The sequence below is a fragment of the Bacteroidales bacterium genome (assembly GCA_021648725.1).
Taxonomy (GTDB): Bacteria; Bacteroidota; Bacteroidia; order Bacteroidales; family JAADGE01; genus JAADGE01.
In genome coordinates, this window is sequence record JAKISF010000033.1 from 1 (window position 1) to 18,476 (window position 18,476).

At 31.6% G+C, this 18,476-nt stretch carries 15 protein-coding genes and 1 tRNA gene; 11 read left to right on the forward strand and 5 right to left on the reverse strand.

Annotated elements, in window-relative coordinates; all coding sequences use genetic code 11:
* Nucleotides 1-523, forward strand: a 523-nt coding sequence (locus L3J35_11240) for a hypothetical protein (GenBank protein ID MCF6366765.1), incomplete at its 5' end; no start/stop codon positions are given.
* A 173-nt stretch (nucleotides 524-696) separates the two neighbouring features.
* On the opposite strand, the gene L3J35_11245 is transcribed toward L3J35_11240, so the two are convergent.
* Nucleotides 697-1,344, reverse strand: a complete 648-nt coding sequence (locus tag L3J35_11245; GenBank protein ID MCF6366766.1) for an IS1595 family transposase — start codon at nucleotides 1,342-1,344, stop codon at nucleotides 697-699.
* A 271-nt stretch (nucleotides 1,345-1,615) separates the two neighbouring features.
* On the opposite strand from L3J35_11245, the gene L3J35_11250 reads away from it, so the two are divergent.
* Genes L3J35_11250 through L3J35_11265 form a run of 4 tightly spaced genes read left to right on the forward strand, consistent with a single transcriptional unit; the run spans nucleotide 1,616 to nucleotide 5,500 of the window.
* Nucleotides 1,616-2,689, forward strand: coding sequence for a DUF1611 domain-containing protein (locus L3J35_11250; GenBank protein MCF6366767.1), 1,074 nt, complete (start codon nucleotides 1,616-1,618; stop codon nucleotides 2,687-2,689).
* Entirely contained in the window at nucleotides 2,686-3,747 is a 1,062-nt protein-coding gene (locus L3J35_11255; protein MCF6366768.1) for an alanine/ornithine racemase family PLP-dependent enzyme, read from the forward strand. Before L3J35_11250 ends, L3J35_11255 begins: the two co-directional genes overlap by 4 nt.
* Complete coding sequence (locus L3J35_11260; protein MCF6366769.1) at nucleotides 3,744-4,427, forward strand: hypothetical protein; 684 nt, start codon at nucleotides 3,744-3,746, stop codon at nucleotides 4,425-4,427. Before L3J35_11255 ends, L3J35_11260 begins: the two co-directional genes overlap by 4 nt.
* 35 nt (nucleotides 4,428-4,462) lie before the next feature.
* On the forward strand, nucleotides 4,463-5,500 hold the full coding sequence (locus L3J35_11265) for an IS630 family transposase (GenBank protein ID MCF6366770.1): 1,038 nt from the start codon (nucleotides 4,463-4,465) through the stop codon (nucleotides 5,498-5,500).
* Nucleotides 5,501-5,522: 22 nt separating this feature from the next.
* Here L3J35_11265 and L3J35_11270 read toward each other — a convergent pair whose 3' ends face one another.
* Both L3J35_11270 and L3J35_11275 read right to left on the reverse strand, forming a co-directional pair.
* Nucleotides 5,523-8,882, reverse strand: coding sequence for a hypothetical protein (locus L3J35_11270; GenBank protein MCF6366771.1), 3,360 nt, complete (start codon nucleotides 8,880-8,882; stop codon nucleotides 5,523-5,525).
* A gap of 257 nt (nucleotides 8,883-9,139) precedes the next feature.
* Nucleotides 9,140-9,213: transfer RNA gene (locus L3J35_11275), tRNA-Arg, on the reverse strand.
* Between the two features lie 139 nt (nucleotides 9,214-9,352).
* Between L3J35_11275 and L3J35_11280 the strand changes: the two genes are divergently transcribed.
* The 4 genes from L3J35_11280 to L3J35_11295 are packed head-to-tail and all read left to right on the forward strand — an operon-like array spanning nucleotide 9,353 to nucleotide 13,887.
* Nucleotides 9,353-10,246, forward strand: a complete 894-nt coding sequence (locus L3J35_11280) for a Ppx/GppA family phosphatase (protein MCF6366772.1) — start codon at nucleotides 9,353-9,355, stop codon at nucleotides 10,244-10,246.
* 9 nt (nucleotides 10,247-10,255) lie between these two features.
* On the forward strand, nucleotides 10,256-11,998 hold the full coding sequence (locus L3J35_11285) for a glycosyl hydrolase family 18 protein (GenBank protein ID MCF6366773.1): 1,743 nt from the start codon (nucleotides 10,256-10,258) through the stop codon (nucleotides 11,996-11,998).
* A gap of 7 nt (nucleotides 11,999-12,005) precedes the next feature.
* Nucleotides 12,006-12,650 (forward strand): leucyl/phenylalanyl-tRNA--protein transferase, encoded by a 645-nt coding sequence (gene aat, locus L3J35_11290; protein MCF6366774.1) that lies wholly within the window; start codon nucleotides 12,006-12,008, stop codon nucleotides 12,648-12,650.
* Nucleotides 12,643-13,887: a 1-acyl-sn-glycerol-3-phosphate acyltransferase gene (locus L3J35_11295; protein MCF6366775.1), complete on the forward strand. Its 1,245-nt coding sequence runs from the start codon at nucleotides 12,643-12,645 to the stop codon at nucleotides 13,885-13,887. The genes aat and L3J35_11295 overlap by 8 nt, the downstream gene beginning before the upstream one ends.
* 53 nt (nucleotides 13,888-13,940) lie before the next feature.
* Here the strand turns inward: L3J35_11295 and L3J35_11300 are convergent, their stop codons facing one another.
* Nucleotides 13,941-14,324: a hypothetical protein gene (locus L3J35_11300; GenBank protein MCF6366776.1), complete on the reverse strand. Its 384-nt coding sequence runs from the start codon at nucleotides 14,322-14,324 to the stop codon at nucleotides 13,941-13,943.
* 103 nt (nucleotides 14,325-14,427) lie between these two features.
* On the opposite strand from L3J35_11300, the gene L3J35_11305 reads away from it, so the two are divergent.
* Together L3J35_11305 and mtaB are read left to right on the forward strand one after the other, a co-directional pair.
* The gene (locus tag L3J35_11305) at nucleotides 14,428-14,994 is read left to right on the forward strand and encodes a hypothetical protein (GenBank protein MCF6366777.1); all 567 of its coding nucleotides are present in this window, start codon (nucleotides 14,428-14,430) and stop codon (nucleotides 14,992-14,994) included.
* A gap of 36 nt (nucleotides 14,995-15,030) precedes the next feature.
* Nucleotides 15,031-16,323, forward strand: coding sequence for a tRNA (N(6)-L-threonylcarbamoyladenosine(37)-C(2))-methylthiotransferase MtaB (mtaB, locus tag L3J35_11310; GenBank protein MCF6366778.1), 1,293 nt, complete (start codon nucleotides 15,031-15,033; stop codon nucleotides 16,321-16,323).
* Between the two features lie 28 nt (nucleotides 16,324-16,351).
* On the opposite strand, the gene L3J35_11315 is transcribed toward mtaB, so the two are convergent.
* Nucleotides 16,352-18,301: an ABC-F family ATP-binding cassette domain-containing protein gene (locus L3J35_11315; GenBank protein MCF6366779.1), complete on the reverse strand. Its 1,950-nt coding sequence runs from the start codon at nucleotides 18,299-18,301 to the stop codon at nucleotides 16,352-16,354.
* Nucleotides 18,302-18,476 lie beyond the last annotated feature (175 nt).

The window sequence follows — 18,476 nt, forward strand, 5'->3', positions numbered from 1 at the left end:
CATCTGGAAAAAAGCCAATGGCATCGACCCTACCCCTGTGGTGCAATATTCCGAACGCAAATCCCTCAGCACCGAGCGCACTTTTGAAAAGGACACGACAAATGTCTCAGCACTCAAAAAACTACTGATTTCGATGGTGGAAAAAATCGCCTTCGAACTGCGCAAAAAACAAAAGCTTACGGGATGCGTCACCGTAAAAATCCGCTATGCCAATTTCGACACCCACAGCCTGCAAAAGCACCTCCCCTACACTTCTTTCGACCATGTGCTGATGGAAACAGCTTTGGAATTATTTGAACGCCTCTATACAAGGAGGATACTCATCCGGCTTATCGGTGTGCGTTTCAGCCATTTGGTGGGCGGCCACCAGCAATTGAATTTGTTTGAAGATGCCCCCGAAATGATCAGCCTCTACCAGGCCATGGACAGCATCCGGCTACGGTACGGAAGGAAAGCAGTGCAAAGGGCGGTGGGGGTTCGCCCACTCCTCCCCGCCCTGAAGGACGGGGAAAATTGGAAATAAAATGAAGCACTTTCTTCAGGTTCATCACCTCGGCACTTTCAACTTTCTCGGGTTTTCCATCGAGAAAAAGATAATCTCTGACGGCTAAGTTCTAATTATAACAGCATTTTGTTTAAAAAGCTCAAACAGATGATATGCCTGGTCTGTGAGAAACATTGTCAAGAACCATTGTTTCAAAGTTGTTTTGCTTTCTCTATTTTATCAGCATAAGCGTACCAGTTCAGATAGTTTTGTAAATATTTTGAACTTACCCCATTAAATGGGCGCAAAAACTTTCTGAGCTCTGCATGGACATTGTTGACTTTTTGCAGATGGATGGTCTTATCATTTTTGTCCACGTGATCTTTGGCCAATAATGCTTTGTGTTTTATGCCAGGGTTGTCTTTGGCAAAAGCCTTAAAAGAAGGGTGCTTGTCCGTTATCAAGGTTGTGTTCCCGGCCAGCTTCCCATCCAATGCCTTTGCGATTTCTTTTTTGCTGAGACGTTTTGAGACAACAGTTTTAAGGTATTTCTCCCCCTTGCGCTCAACTGCCGTCACAACCTGGATAACTGTGACTTCTTCTTTTCCCATGTTCCGTTTGAAATCACCTCCCCGCTTTCTTGATTTTCTGTCCAGATTCCGGCTGCCTTTATTGTTCATAGCCAGCTCCAATTCGTCACACTCTACTTCTGAGCATAACTGTTCAGGCACAAGCTGCTCTAGTGAACTCAATATCTTGCCCTGTAATTCATGCTCTTGCAGCAACCCATTCAATAACTCACTTTGTACGGCCTTTGGCAATTGTGCAAATAATGCCTTAATTTCGTGTCTTGATTTCATTTTACAAAGACACAAAGAATTGCTGTATTGTTCAGAACTTAGCCTTATTTAGTAAATTGCACAAACTTTGAAAAGAGCCAAAAAGCTTAAAAGTTATTCTGAATTTTTTTGGTCCATTAAAAGACCAATAAAAAAAATTCGGAAATAACTTTTTTGCGGACTCTGAACAAGGTAAATAATTATAAAAAAAGGTCAACCTATATCAGGATAATACAAAAGAGACTTAGTAAATAGCGATATTAAGAGTATCAAACCATATAAAAGGAAAACTATGAAATCATTAGTATATTGCGAAGGTGAATTTGGAAAGATAGATGGCAAGGTTGCGAATGGGCTTGCCAGACATTCTGAAAAGTATCAGATTCTTGGAATTATTGATAGTACAAAAGCCGGTCTCGATGCCGGAGAATTTCTTGATGGAATAAAAAATGGAATCCCAATATTCCAAAGTAGCGAAGATGCCATCGAGACTTTGGGCTTTGTTCCAGAATACTTCATCTACGGCATTGCAGCGATTACTGCATTTCTTGACCATTATGATAGAGGGATTATCTTTTCCGCAATGAAACTGGGGATGAACATCATAAATGGTCTCCCGGAATTTTTTACTGAGGATGAAGAATTTGTCCAGAAAGCCCATGATTATAATGTACAAATCTATGATATGAGAAAATCACCGATGAGAAAGCATTTACATAATTTTACCGGACGTATTCATAAGGTTTCAATTCCCGTAATAACAGTGCTTGGAACGGATTGTGCGGTTGGCAAAAGAACAACAGCGGTAGAACTTGTTGTAGCATTGCAACAAGCAGGGCTGAATGCTGAATTTATTGCGACTGGCCAGACAGGTTTGCTTCAGGGTGCAAAGTATGGCACTGTGGTGGATGTTTTAAGTTCGGGTTTTGCAAGTGGCGAGGTTGAAAATGCAATTCTAAATGCATATAAAGGAGAACGCCCTGATATTATTGTTGTAGAAGGTCAAGGTGCTCTGAGTCATCCCGCCTATACATCATCACACGCTATTATCAGAGGCTCTGTGCCCGATGCGGTTATATTACAGCACCCGCCTAAAAGAAAGAATCATTGTGATTATCCAACCCTACCAATGCCCACACCAGAAAGTGAGATCGAATTGATAGAAGTTTTCTCAAAAACGAAGGTGATTGCCATCACAATCAACCATGAAGATATGACTGATGATGAATTAGAAAATACTATTGTGGAATACGAAAAAAAATACAGACTGCCTACCACCGATATTTTAAAGTATGGTTGCGATAAACTCATTAAAAAATTATTTGAAATATTCCCCGAACTGTTAGAGAAATCGAAACAAATATGAAAACACCAAGAATAGAGATAAATCTTGGTAAAATTGTCCATAATGCAAAAAAGTTAAGGGAGCTTTATGGTTCAAAAGGCATTGACGTAATTGGTGTAACAAAAGTAGTTTGCGGAGACCCAGCCATTGCAGATGTTTTAGTAAAAAGCGGTATCAATATCCTTGCTGATTCAAGAATTGAAAATATTATAAAAATGCATGATGCAGGTATCCATGCAAAATTTCTTCTGCTAAGAACCCCTTTAAGTCAATCTGAATTGGTCGTGAAATATGCGGATACCAGTCTCAACTCAGAGCTTTCTGTAATTAAAGAACTTTCAAAATATGCTGTAAAGCAAGGCATATCTCATAAAATTATATTAATGGTAGAATTGGGAGATTTAAGAGAGGGGATTATGTTGTTAGACGTAGAGAATACCGTTAATGAGGTAATGGGGTTGAAAGGAATTGAACTCATAGGTATTGGAACAAATTTAGCTTGCTTTGGCGGTATAAAACCCAATGATGAGAAAATGGAGTATTTATCCTCAATTGCAAAAAGTATTGAAGATAAGTTTAAATTAAAATTAGAAATTATTTCTGGAGGAAATTCAGCCAATTACGATTGGTTTATGTCAACAAAAGATGTTGGAAAAATTAATAATTTACGAATTGGCGAATCAATATTTTTAGGTTGTGAAACTCTTGAGCGAAAAACAATTAAGGAGCTATTTACAGATGCATTTACTTTAATTGCAGAGGTTATTGAGTCAAAAAGAAAGCCGTCCTTGCCTTATGGCGATATTGGTCAAGATGCATTTGGAAATATTCCAAAATTTCCTGACCTTGGTTTAATGAAAAGAGCTATACTCGGAATTGGATTACAAGATGTTTTAGTTTCAGGATTAACGCCCCTATTGGATATTGATATTCTCGGGGCAAGCAGCGATCATATCATTATCGATACCAAACAATTAGAACTCAGAGTAGGAGATACCGTTGAGTTTAATCTCAATTACGGAGCTTTACTTTCATCTATGACTTCGCCATATATAATTAAAATCTATAAAGAAATATGACAGCAAAAGAATATTGCGAATTAGTTGAACGATTAGACCGCTTCCAAAAGCAACTTATTTCAACTATTACCATTAAAGAGGACCACTCTCCGTTAATCAGCTTAAAAGAATCAAATTTTAATTTAGTGTTTGAACCATCTTTTTACAAGGATTACAAATATATGGTTAGAGAAGTTATTTTTGAAAAAATAGGACGAATAAGCAAAATTTTGGATAAGGAAGATAAAAGATTAATCATTCGTTCCGTATGGAGAGGTTTTGCACACCAAAAACTTTTGCGGGATAGAAGAATTAAGATTATAACAAAAGACCATCCCAATAAATCATTAAAAGAAATTAATAAAATAGTTTCATATTTCATTGCTCCTGAAGAAGAATCAATGCATTCAACCGGTGGGGCTGTGGACGCATTAATCTATGATTTGGAAAAAGATTGCGTTATGGACTTTGGAAATAATGAAGACCTAAATTTAGAACTTAATGAAACTTGCTATCCATTTCATCCTGATATTTCTCCACAAGTAAGAAAAAACCGAGAACTTCTTATCAATCTCTTTGACAAAGAAGGCTTTGTAGTTGACCCTAAGGAATACTGGCATTTTGATTATGGAAATGTTATTTGGGCAATAGAAAAAGGAAGAAAATATGCTAAATATGGTATTAAGTCGGCGGATAAATAATATGGCATATTGATTATTTTTTCTATCTTTACAGCATGGAAAAAATAGATTTACGCAGAGCAAGTAAAGAGGAAAAAGAAGCAATAAGAATTCGTGCTATTCACATGCATACTCAGAAATTAAAACAAAATGAAATTGCTTTTTTGTTAGGGGTTCATAAAAACTCAGTTTATCAGTGGATTAAGTTATACAATAAATATGGGAAGAAAGGATTAAAAGAAGTAATAAGAGGTCGAAAAAAAGGAACCGGCAGATTATTAAGCCGTGAGCAAGAAAAAGAGATTCAAAAAATGATTACCGATAAGATGCCTGACCAATTAAAACTACCATATGCTTTATGGACAAGGAAAGCTATTAGAGATTTAATAAAAAGAACATATAAGGTTGAAGTTGCAATAAGAACAATGGGTGATTACCTTAATGAGTGGGGATTTAGCCCTCAAAAGCCTAAAAAGAAAGCTTATGAGCAGAATTCAAAATCAGTAAACAAATGGCTTAAAGAAGAGTATCCCTCTATTGTAAAAAAAGCAAAAAAAGAAGGAGCAGAAATCCATTGGGGAGATGAAACAGGCATAAGAAATACAAGTCAGTATGGACGTTCATATGCACCAAAAGGACAAACACCGGTAAAAGAAACTATGGCAAAACGAATATCTTTAAATATGATTTCTACAATAACAAATCAAGGAAAGGTAAGGTTTATGACATACAAAGGAACTATGAACTCACAACAATTTATTATATTTATGAAGCGATTAATAAAAGGAGCAGAAAAGAAAATATTTTTAATTTTAGATAACCTAAAAGTTCACCATAGTAAACTTGTTAAAAAATGGGTAGAAAAGAACAAAAATAAAATTGAGCTATTTTACCTTCCTTCATATTCACCTGAGTTAAACCCGGATGAATATTTGAATAATGATTTAAAAAGTGGGATAGGGCTAAAAGCCTCTCCTAAAAATGAAAAGCAAATGAATACTAATGTAAAATCTCATATGATTTTTTTGCAAAGAAATCCTGAGCGAGTTGCACGTTTTTTTCATCATAAATCAATAAAATATGCAGCTGCTTAAATCACTTTATATTTCCGCCGGATTAATATTGTTTTTTGTCAAATATTTCTTCTATAAGCCTTCCGATATTCAGTACTGTTTCATCTTGAGGTTGTTGAATAATGAATGCCTTAAATACAAATAAATAATAATCAGAAGAATAATTATCAGAACTGTATTGTTTGTGAATTTCAATTATTTCGTTGTAGATAGTTGTCCGGTCATTTGATTTTTTAAATTTGAGAAGTGCTTCAAGCCATAAAATAGTTTCCTCAAAGTTGTTGTTGTGTTTGGCTAATTGTACTTGCGAAATATAATACTTCTCATTATCCTCAAAAAAATCAATTTTGTTCCACGCATCAATAGCTTCTTTGTAATGATTTAATTCAAATCTTATATTTCCAATTTCTATCCATAAATCTATGTCATTTGATTTTGCAATATATTCTAATACTTTAACTAAATCCTTTTTTTGTTCTAATATTTGAATAGATTTTGAGCTTAAAATAAATTGACTTATTAATTCGTCTCTCCATTCTAAATTTTTAATTATTTCATCTAATTTATTTTGATTTTGAGTTAATATCTCAATATCTTGTTTCATTATTTTTTCTCCGTTTATTAAACGAGAAATAATAATTCTAATGTCTTGTTCAACTGTCCTTAAATTGTTCCCAATTCGTGATACTAATTCGTTGAAAAACCTACCTTTGAATAAGCAAATTGCAGCCTCTTCATATTTTGGTTTTTTGAATATCGGATTTAAATAAAAATCAGCTGCACTTTGCCAGTTTTCATTGATTTCTTCTGAGAGTGCTAAACATTCATAACCTTGTTCTTTTTCCCCAATTTTAATAAATTGTTTTGCCGCAACTTTAAGTCTTGCCGGATTATTATCATAAAGACCTTGTTTCTTATCTTGTTCGGCATTTTTAAGAGCATTGTCTTTTGTGCTGTTATCAATTTTATCTTTTATAGTTCCCGGATTGTATAAAATTGTATCATTTTTATAATCGTTTAAAATCATCCATTTATCTGTTGAAATATCAACATTATTAACAAGTTCTTTCCAAAACAACTCCTCAGATTGTTCGTTATCTATTATTAATAGTTCTGTTTGAGCACGGGTTAAACCAACATATAATTTATTAAAAAAGAAACCTCTCTTAAATAATTCTTCAATATCTGATTTGTTTTTTGATAGATTTTTTAATTCTTGTATAAAATATTCTCCAAAGCCGAATAAAACAACCTGCTCATATTCTGCTCCTTTTGCTTCAACTGACGTTTTTACTTCTACTTCATCAATTAATGACAATAAATTGTGCTTTCTAATATACTCGTCCTTTTCTTGTGCATTAACAGGAATAATAAATATTTTATGTTCTAATTTTTCTATTAAGTCTTGTTTTAATTCTGGATTATTTTCTATTGAATTATAACTTAAAAAAACATTGAAATTTCTGTTACTATCATTATTTGGACGCTTTGCTTCTTGTGGTTTTATTTGTTTTATACCTAAATTTTTCTTTCTATGATATTGCACAAAATTAGCAACAGATACAACCGGTTGGGCAGAACGATAATTAAAAGAAGGATTGTAGTCTTGAATTTGATTATTAAACTTAGCAATTTCTTTCAATTCTTCATGAAGCATGCTTGTCATCTCACCTTGCCGAAATCCTGTTGGATTTACTGTTTGGTTTGGGTCTCCTGCAAAAACAATAGGGACTTGTTTTATTTTTGACAAATCATACTCTAAATACTTTGATAATCTCAAAATAAAACGCAATTCTACTCTGCAAAAATCCTGTGCTTCATCACATATTAGAACACTATATTTTTTCTTAATGCCTACGTTTTTACTTATATGCTTTATTATTTTAAGTTTATCCCAATAACTTTCTTCATTTATTAGTTTATCATAAAATGGCAAAACATTATCTTCGATTCCTTTAAACTTAGATTTAGGAATTATTTTTGCTTTTTTATAAATTCTCTCAAAATTTTCACTTGTAATTTTTTCATCAAAATTGTAACCATATATAAATGTAATAATAGTAAACCATGATTCTTCGGCTGAGTATCTGTTTATTATATGTTTTGGCAAATTAGAGTTTTCATACAATTGTTTGAACTTAGAAAAATCTAAATATTTAGTGTCTTTAAAATTAGTTTTATCATTTTCCGGAAGCATCTCAAATAAAAACTTCTTAAAAGAATTGAAGTTGTTTTTTCTACATTGACTTGCCAGTTCAATTGGAACTTTAAATTCCGTATTGTTAGTTAATAAATCAAAAACGGCATCTTTTGAATGTTTTAAAAGAGTTTCATTTTCTGTAAGAAAGATAATATCTCCTTTTATTTCATCTTGACATTTGTAATAAAATGAATTTGCAAAAATATAATATAACATTGTGGACTTACCGCTACCGGCTTGTCCGTTTATGTAGTATGGGAATTTAAAATTATTAAAAAAGTCAATTTGTTCGCTTGTTAATGAAAGATTGCTAAATTCCTTACTTTTTTGGATAGGATACCAATCGTCATAGTTTGTAATTGTCCATTTGGGATATGCCCTAAATGCCTTGCGACTAATGCTTTCTTTGCTTTTAGTGAAGTCGATTTTTTCTGACTGTATTTCTATTAGGGCTTTTTCCCAGTGTTCTTTTTGTTTACTTAAAATAGCACCATTAAATAATATAAAAATTGTGTCTTCGTTATTTAGCTCAATTTTGCTATATAAAACACCAATTTCATTGTTTGTATATTTTAGAATAACTATTCCATTCTCTTCTTTAATAATTTCACCTGTTATTCGACCTTCAACAATATCATTAATAACTATCCTAAATATATCAACTCTCTTATCAATCATTCCTTCTGTTAAGGAACTATTTAGGGCATATTTAACCCAATCTTCTGTTTCAAATATTTCATTTTTTGGTTCTATTTTGAAACCCTTAAACCAAGAAGTTAATTCTTGAGGAGGATAATCTAATCCTTTTTTTATCTTTGATTTTTCATCTCTGTAATTTTTAATAAAATTATCTTTATCTGTCTTAGATAGAATATTATTTCTCAACCATTCACCATCTTTTAATTGAGGATAAATATTTTTCACATAATTATACTCAACATTATTATTTCCAATTATATCCCTTACAAATAAAACTTTTACTTCGATATTATCAATAATAATATTTTGCTCCTCAATAATCGTCTTTGTTTCAGGATAATATGTTTTTAATGTCCAGATATTTCCACTTACAAAAGACAAGCTGGCAGTATTGCATAAGACAGAAAGTTCTTGGGTTTCTGAAATCTTATTATATACAATTTTTTCAAACGCCTTTCCTTTTATGTTTTTAATAAATGTATTACAAAAATGAAATCTAATCATATTATTATATTTATACTATACCAATTGTTAAAATAAGACTTCGTGCTATTAAAAATCCAAATATATTACATTGGTAAATGTAAGAATTTTAAATAAAATATTTGCTATTTACATATAGTAATAATTAGAAAAATATAAAGCATATAGATTTAAGAGATTAAAATAATTTAGTTTTAAAACCAATTTTGTATGTTGATTTGTATGTTGAAGGCAAAAACAAAAAAGCCTCACATCTTGTAAGGCTTTAAGGTTCAATGTGAACCCGACAGGATTCGAACCTGTAATCGCTTGATTCGTAGTCAAGTGCATTATCCAGTTATGCTACGGGTCCGTAAACGGATTGCAAAATTAAGTAAAATATATAAATTCTTATGCAATTTTTGAAATATTTTATCTGAAATGTTATAAACCTCTAAAAAGTATTGTACATTTAGTTTTGGTTTATATTTTTGTTAAAATTATCATTTATTATGAACTTAAAAAGATATGCCGGAATTGACATCGGCTCAAATGCTGTTCGTCTTATTATAAAAGATGTTTTACCCGGCAGCAGTTACGGTAACGCAATCTTAAAAAAAAGAGTATATGTAAGGTTACCTTTACGTTTAGGCGGCGATGTATTTTTATACAATAAAATTAAGAAAGAAAAAGAAAAAGAGTTTATTAAAGCAATTAAAATATACAAAAACTTGCTTGATTTCTACAATATTACAATGTTCCGGGCATGTGCAACCTCTGCGGTAAGAAGTGCAGAAAACGGAATAGAAATTCTGAATAAAATTGAAAAAAAAACAGGTGTAAATATTGAAATTATAAGCGGGAGAGAAGAAGCAATGTTAATTTTTGAAACAAATAAACATAATCTTCCCTATGATGCAACTTATCTTTCGGCAGATTTGGGAGGAGGAAGTTTGCAACTTACACTTTTTAAAAATGATGATATTATTTGTACTCATTCTTATAAAATAGGTACGGTGAGAATGCTAAAAGAAAAAGTAAAACAAAATGAACTTAAAAAGTTTGAAAATGAACTTGCAGAAATTAAAAATAACTATAATAACATCAAATTATTGGGAACAGGAGGTAATATTAACCAAATAAATAAATTATTTAAAAGTAATAATGTTTCATTTGTATCTTTAAAAAAACTGTATGATGAACTTAATAATATATCTGTTGAAGAAAGAATGAGAAAATATACTTTCAGAACAGACAGAGCAGATGTTATTATTCCCGCACTTGAAATTTATTTAAAAATAATGGGAATAGCGGATTCCGAAGACATATACATTCCCGGAACAAGTTTAGCAGACGGTATTATAAGAGAATTATATGAAAATGACCTCGAAAAAAATAACACATAATTTAATTTTATGAAATCAATATTTACACTTTTTTTAATTGTTTTATTTTTAAACACAGGCACATATTCACAAACTGTTACAAATTTTTCAGTACATAAGAATCAAAAAGAATATTTTGATTCCTTGGCAATATATTCACCAAATGAATTATTTAAATTTAAAACTCCGAATAAAATATCTGAGGTTAATAAATCTAAAAATTGCACTATTGAAAAAATTGTTTTCGGTTGGCATCCGTATTGGTCAAATGGTTTAGAAACAAATTATCAATGGAATCTTCTTTCCGATTTGTCATATTTTTCTTATGAAATTGACTATTTGACAGGCGACCCTGTTACAACAAATAATTGGGAAACTGCAACCGTAATTGATGATGCACAAACAAACGGAGTTCGCGTAAACTTGTGTATTACCTTATTTGATAATCATCAAGCTTTTTTTGAAAATGCAACAGCTCAACAAAATTTAATTGATAATTTACTTACACTTGTACAAAACAGAAATGCAAACGGAATTAATGTTGATTTTGAACTTGTTCCCGGCAGTCAAGCTGTTAATTTCAATAACTTTTTGGTCAATCTTGCCACACAATTTCATACTGAAAACCCTGATTATCAAATAAGTATTGCCCTTCATGCTGTTGATTGGAATGATATTTATGATATACCTTTGCTTAAAGATTATATCGACTTATTTATCATTATGGCTTATGATTATTATTGGCCCGGCAGCAGTCTTGCAGGTCCTTCGGGGCAATTATATATGATGAATACATTTAACAGAACAATTTCTCGTTCAATTATTGATTATTTATATGCCGGTGTACCTCGAGAAAAATTAGTTTGCGGACTTCCGTATTACGGATATGAATGGCAAACAACTTCCGATAATGTTCCGACTTCAACTACAAACTCAGGTACAGCCAGAACTATAAAAACAATAAAGAATAACTCAAACGGTTATTATTCCGACAAACAGCTTGATGCAAACAGCATGTGTGCATATTATAACTATTACACCGGCGGAACTTGGCATCAAGCATGGGTTGACGATGAAAATTCTTTGAAATACAAATACGATGTTGTTAAACAACAAGATATTGCAGGAATAGGTATTTGGGCATTAGGTTATGACGACGGTTATTCTGAAATGTGGAATTTAATACAAAATTATTTTTCAAATTGTGCTGTTATACCTTCAACTTATAATTTTTATGATATGGGGGGACCCACAAGAGAACATTATAACAGAGAAGATTACATATTTACAATTGCACCCACAGATTATACGGATTATTTAGCATTAAACTTTACAACTTTTGAATTAGAAGCAAACTATGATTCATTATGGATATACGACGGAGCAAATATAAATGCACCCTTAATCGGAAGATATTCCGGAACAACAAGTCCGGGAATTGTTGAAGCAAGCGGAGGAGCAATTACGATTAAGTTTTATTCCGACGGTGCAACTGTTTATTCGGGTTGGAATGCCGAATGGAGATGTTCGCCTGTTGATATTGACAAATTAAATAAATATGAGATTAATGTTTTTCCGAATCCGACAAATGATTATATTCAAATTTCTGAACAAGCCGAAAAAATTGAATTATTTTCTTTAAACGGAATACTAATATTGTCTTCAACCGAAAACAATAAAATCAATGTTTCAAATTTATCTTCCGGAATTTATATCTTAAAAATAAAAATCGAGGATAATATTATATTCAGAAAAGTTGTTATTCAACATTAATGCTTATATGCCTGTATATCAATTAACAGAAGAACTTATTTTTCCCCACCCGAAATATGCCGAAAACGGAGTTCTTGCAATAGGAGGAGATTTATCACCGGAACGATTGCTGTTGGCATATCAAAACGGAATTTTTCCGTGGTATAATGAAGGTGAGCCTATTATTTGGCATGCACCTGATCCTCGTTTTGTCTTATTTCCCGAAAGATTTAAAAAATCAAAAAGTTTGAAGCTTTTAATTAATAAAAACATCTATACATGTTCTTTTAATCAAGACTTTGAAAACGTAATGCGAAATTGTAAAAATATTAAGCGAAAAGATGATGAAGGAACATGGATAAGCAATGATATTATCGAAGCCTATTTCAGATTACATAAATTCGGTTTAGCTGAGTCGGTTGAGGTTAAAAACAAAAGCGGGAATTTAGTCGGCGGTTTATACGGGGTGAAATTAGGCAAAGTGTTTTTCGGAGAATCCATGTTCAGCACAGAACCTAATACGTCTAAAATTGCATTGGCATTTTTAATTGAAAATTCAGACATAAAATTAATTGACACCCAAGTTTATACAAAACATTTAGAAAGTTTGGGTGCAGAATACATTTCTTTAAAAAAGTTTTTAGCTTTACTAAAAAAACATATTGATGAATAAAAAAAGAGCATACCCTACCTCTCTAATAATCAGATTCATAACTTTTATTTTCTTTTCTGTTTTTGCAAGAATTTACAAAATAAAAAAAGTAATGCCCGAAGAAGTGAAGAGGCTAAAACCTCCGTATTTAATTCTCGGAAATCATGTAGGCTACTGGGATCCTTTTGTTACGGGAAATTTTCTGCCGCATTTTACTCATTTTGTTTCTTCCGATGCTGCTTTCAGAAAACCTTTAATTCGTTTATTTCTTAACGGACTGGGAACTATTCCCAAGAAAAAAAACATAAGAGATACCAAAGTTATAAGAGATATTATTTCAGTTATTAAACAAGGCGAAAACATCGGAATATTCCCGGAAGCCGTAAGAAATTGGGCGGGAAAAACTCAGCCTGTGGATGCTTCAATTGCAAAATTAATTAAATTATTAAAAGTTCCGGTTGTTGTTCCGGTTTTAAAAGGCATGAATTTGTTTAACCCTCGTTGGTCAAGAAAACTAAGGCGAGCAAAAGTTGAAGTTGAATACAAATTATTATTCTCAAAAAATGATGTTAAAACATATTCCGAAAATAAAATTTTTAAACTGTTAGAAAATGCAATGTTTCATGATGAAGTTGAATGGCAAAGAAAACATAAAATAAAAATACATTCAAACCGGAGAGCAGAATTTATTAATCATACAATATATTATTGCCCTGAATGTCAGGGAATTGACAGTTTCAGAGCAAAAGAAAATGATTTTAAATGTGTCAATTGCAATTACGATATTCATATTAATGAATACGGTTTTTTTGAACGAATTTCAAAAGGGAATTTATATTTTGATAATATCAGAGATTGGTTTGAAAAAGAAGAAAATTACTTGCTGAATTTTATAAATAATAAATTAAAATCAAACTATAAAGACGTAATATTTGAAGACCTTAATTCTGAAATTTATCACAGCAAAGAAGATGTTGATTTAAAATTTATAGGAATTGCAGATGTTAAATTATTCGCAAACAGGATAGAAATTAATTTTAAGGAAAAAGAAGAAGTATTAACATTAAATTTTGATGACTTGCAAACCATTAATCCGCAAGTTAACGAACGACTTGAAATTTATTATTCAGGAGAAGCATACAGAATAATAGGAGGAAGAGAAGGAGTTTCAGCTTTAAAATGGGAAGTTGCTCTTAATGCAATTTGGAAATATTCGGGACAGAACCATAAATTATCGCCTTATATTAATAATTTATAATTTAGTTCTTCTTGAATAAGCTTGAAAACACCTGCTTTGCTGATAATTCCGTTTTATAAAACAGGTTCAAAGTTTTCTAACCACTTCCTTGCTGCTTTATTCGTTGAAAATAATTGAAAGAAATAATTCTTATTTTTACTAATCTCTTTATACAAATAGGATAAGGCGGTATCTTTTGGGTTTTCTAACACAATAGCATCTATAATATATGTGTATTCTTTTAAAGATTCATTATTAGCCTCTACAATATGTTGTAAATCATCAGGCACCATCAGCATGGTTGATTTGCTTGAATCAGTTAGAATACGCAACTTTCGGGGATATTCTTGGTTTAACCTCGTTGCATTAATATAATCAACAACTTCCTTTAAAGTAACATTACCTTCAAATCGTGTTATTAAAATATTTTTCTGATAATCAAAGCTTGAGTTGACCATTAGTCCTGTTATAGTTGTTATTTTTTTCAAATTTAAACAAAAAGAATTATTTTAGAAAATAATTACTTAATAATAATTTAACTTTTTTTCTCGTTCTGTTGGTATGAAGAAATATATTTTGATTCTTTGGTTTAGTGTAGTTACAATTTCTGTATTCTCTCAATCATATTTTACGGCAGGCGGAGCACGTTTCGGCACAGATTGGGGAATAAGTGTTCAGCAAAGAATTTTGAAACACACAACTTTTGAAGGAATTTTTCAATCAAGTTTATTTCGTGAAGAATTAATGCTTACCGGAATTTTGGAGCACCACTTTCCGCTGATTACCAGGCGATTAAACATATACACCGGTGCCGGCTTTCATAAAGGTTTTGTAACTGATGTTAATTCGGATTATTCATCACCTTACGGATTAAGTCTTATCACAGGTGTCGAATTTACGATTGCACGTTTTGTTTTTTCTTATGATTTTAAGCCTGCTTTTAACTTCTCGGGAGGAGAAAATTATTGGTATGGGCAAACTGCTGTTTCTGTTCGTTATGTGATTATAAAGCAAAATGCTTTCAAAAAAATGAAACGCAAAAAAGAACGAAGGAAGAAACATAATGAGAAACTAAAAAAACAAAATCAAAGGCAAAAAAACAGAAAGGGTATATTTGATAAAAATTAATATGTTTGCACAAATATTTTCACAAATAAATTAAACGTGCAAAAAAAAGTATCATTCCATACGCTGGGCTGTAAATTAAACTTCTCAGAAACATCAACTATTGCAAGAGAATTTTCATCAAAAGGTTTTGAAAAAGTTAAATTCGGCGAAAAATCTGACATAATTGTAATAAATACTTGTACGGTAACCGGAATTGCCGATAAAAAATGCCGTCAAGCCATTAAAAAAGCAAAAAAAACATCACCCGATGCTTTCATTGCAATTACGGGCTGTTATGCTCAGGCAGAAATCAGTAAAATATCAAAAATTCCGGGTGTTGATGTTGTTCTCGGGATGAATGAGAAGTTTAATTTATTCAAATATTTTGATTCTTTTGAAAAACAAGAACATACAGTTGTTCATTCATGTGAAACATCTGAAATTAAAAGTTTTGATGCTGCATTTTCTTCGGGAGACCGAACACGTTCGTTTTTAAAAGTACAAGACGGTTGTGATTATCCCTGTACTTATTGCACAATTCCGAGCGTAAGAGGAAAAAGCAGAAGTGACACAGTTTCAGCAACAACAGAGCAAGCAAAGAAAATTGCAAAACTCGGATATAAAGAAGTTATTTTAACAGGTGTAAACATAGGAGATTTCGGAGCAGGAACAAATGAAACTTTTTTTGATTTAATAAAAGAATTAGATAAAGTTGACGGTATTGAACGATACAGAATATCATCAATTGAACCTAATTTAATTACTGATGAAATAATTAAGTTTACAGAAAAATCAAACAAGTTTTTACCGCATTTTCACATTCCTTTGCAATCCGGCAGCGATAAGATTTTAAAGTTAATGAAGCGTCGTTACAATACGGATTTATTCAAAAAGAAAATAGAGCAAATAAATCAATTAATTCCGGATGCTTTTCTCGGAATTGACGTAATTGTCGGATTTCCGGGAGAAACAGATAAAGAGTTTGAAGAAACATATAAGTTATTGGAAAGTTTGAATATTTCATTTTTGCATGTATTTTCATATTCTGTGCGTCCCGGAACTGTCGCAGAAAAGATGCCGGTTCAAGTACCCGGTTATGTGATTAAAAAAAGAAGTGCAATACTTCACGAACTATCTGACTATAAGCATAAAGCATTTTACAAACAATTTGTCGGAACAGAGCATAAAGTTTTATTTGAAGGTGCAAAGCATAAAAATTCTATGTACGGTTTTACCGAAAACTACATTAAAGTTGAGCATACTTTTAATGAAATTTTTGTAAATCAAATTCTTAATTTTAAAATTGAAAAAATAAACGAAAACGGAAATGCAGAAGGAATAATTTTGTAAAGAAATTAACTTTTTCTTTTAAAAGTTTTTATGTTATACTTTCTTTTTCTGAAACTAAAGAAGAATTTTTTTCAGTTAAAATTTCCCATTCATACATTTTTTCATCTAATTCTTTTTTTGCTTTATCAAATTTTTTGTAGAACAACTCATCGGTAATTGCTTCGCCCGAAGAAAGTTTTTTTTCGGTATCGGAAATAAAAATCTCAAGTTCTTCAATGCGTTTTTCAGTTTGATCAATTTGTTTGGTTACTTTTCTTATTTCCTTTTCAAATTCTTTTCTTTTTAAGTATAAATCTTTATTGGCAGATGTTTTACCTTCTTTGGTTTCAGCTTTTGATAAATTAGTATTCTTTTCAATCGATTTTAGATTTTCTAATCGTTTTTTCTTCATAAAATACTTAATATCTCCGCCGTGTTTTTTTATTTGTTTATTTGTAAACTCATAAATTTCATCAACCAATCCGTCAAGAAAATACCTGTCGTGCGATACCAAAAGAATAGTTCCTCCGAATTGTTTTAATGCGTTTTTAAGAACATCTTTCGAGTGCATGTCTAAATGATTTGTAGGCTCATCAAGTATTAATAAATTATATGGTTCTAACATTAACTTTGCTAAAGCCAAACGAGAACGTTCTCCGCCTGACAGAACTTTTACTTTTTTATCAATATCTTCTCCGCTGAATAAAAAGTTGCCGAGAATACTTCTGAGTTTCGTCCTGACATCTCCTACTGCAATATCATCAAGGGTCTCAAAAACGGTTTTGTTGTCATCTAATTCCTTGTCTTGATTCTGTGCAAAGTATCCTATTTTAACATTATGCCCTATTTTTACTTTTCCTTCATGGGACAATTCGCCGGTAATAATTCTGACCAAAGTAGTTTTTCCTTCTCCGTTTTTACCGACAAGGGCAATTTTTTTTCCGCGTTCAACGGTAAGCCAAATATCTTTTAAAACAGCTTCATCGGTATAACTCTTAGTCATGTTTTCAATGTCAATGACCAAATCTCCTGAGCGAGGAGCTTCCGGAAACTTAAATCCTAAATCGGAAATATCGGTTTCATCTATCTCAATTCGCTCTAATTTTTCCAGTTGTTTTATTCTTGATTGAACCTGAACAGCTTTCGTAGCTTTATATCTGAACCTTTCAATAAATTTTTCAGTTTCCTGAATCATTTTTTGCTGATTTTGATATTCGGCAAGTTGTTGCTCGATTCTTTCTTTTCTCAGCAGTTCATATTTTGTGTAAGGAGCTTTGTAGTCATATATTTTTCCTTTTGCAATTTCAACAGTTCTTTTAGTTATGTTATCTAAAAAATTTCTGTCGTGAGAAATCATGATAATTGCCCCTTCATAAAAAACCAATAATTGCTCAAGCCATTCAATTGATTCAATATCAAGATGATTCGTAGGTTCATCAAGAAGTAACAAGTCTGGTTTTTGTAATAATAATTTTGCCAATTCAATACGCATCCGCCAACCTCCGCTGAATTCGGCAACATCTCGCGTAAAATCTTTTTGTACGAAGCCAAGACCTTTTAAAGTTTTTTCAGTTTCGGCTTCAAATGTATTTGCTCCGGTTATTTGTAAATGCTCTTCGTATTTATTAATCTTTTCAATTAATTTCAAATACTCGTCACTCTCATAATCAGTTCTTTCAGAAAGTTGAATGTTTAATTTTTCTGCTTCTTTCTTTATTAAATTTATTTTATCAAATGCAGTTAAAGCTTCTTCCATAACATTTTTTCCGGTAGGGTATTCCATTTTTTGAGGTAAATATCCCATTGTAGTCCCTCCGGGTACAGAAACACTTCCTGCATCTTTTTCTTGTATTCCGTAAATAATCTTTAATAATGTAGATTTTCCTGCACCGTTTTTTCCGGTTAAGCCTATTCGAGCTTTTTTATTTATAACGAATGAAATATCTTTAAGTAAAGGTATTCCGTTAAAAGCTATTGATATATTGTTTAATGAAATCATTTATTATCTTGAATCGGCTGCAAAGATAAAAAAACATCAAAATGTATTAAATTTAAAACTTAATTTCTTGTTTTTTTGTAATTTAGGTTTTGCATATATACAAATAAAGCGGATAGCCAAGTACCCGCTTTATCAATTTATTCTTTGCTTTTAACCTAAGTTCGGTATAAGATTT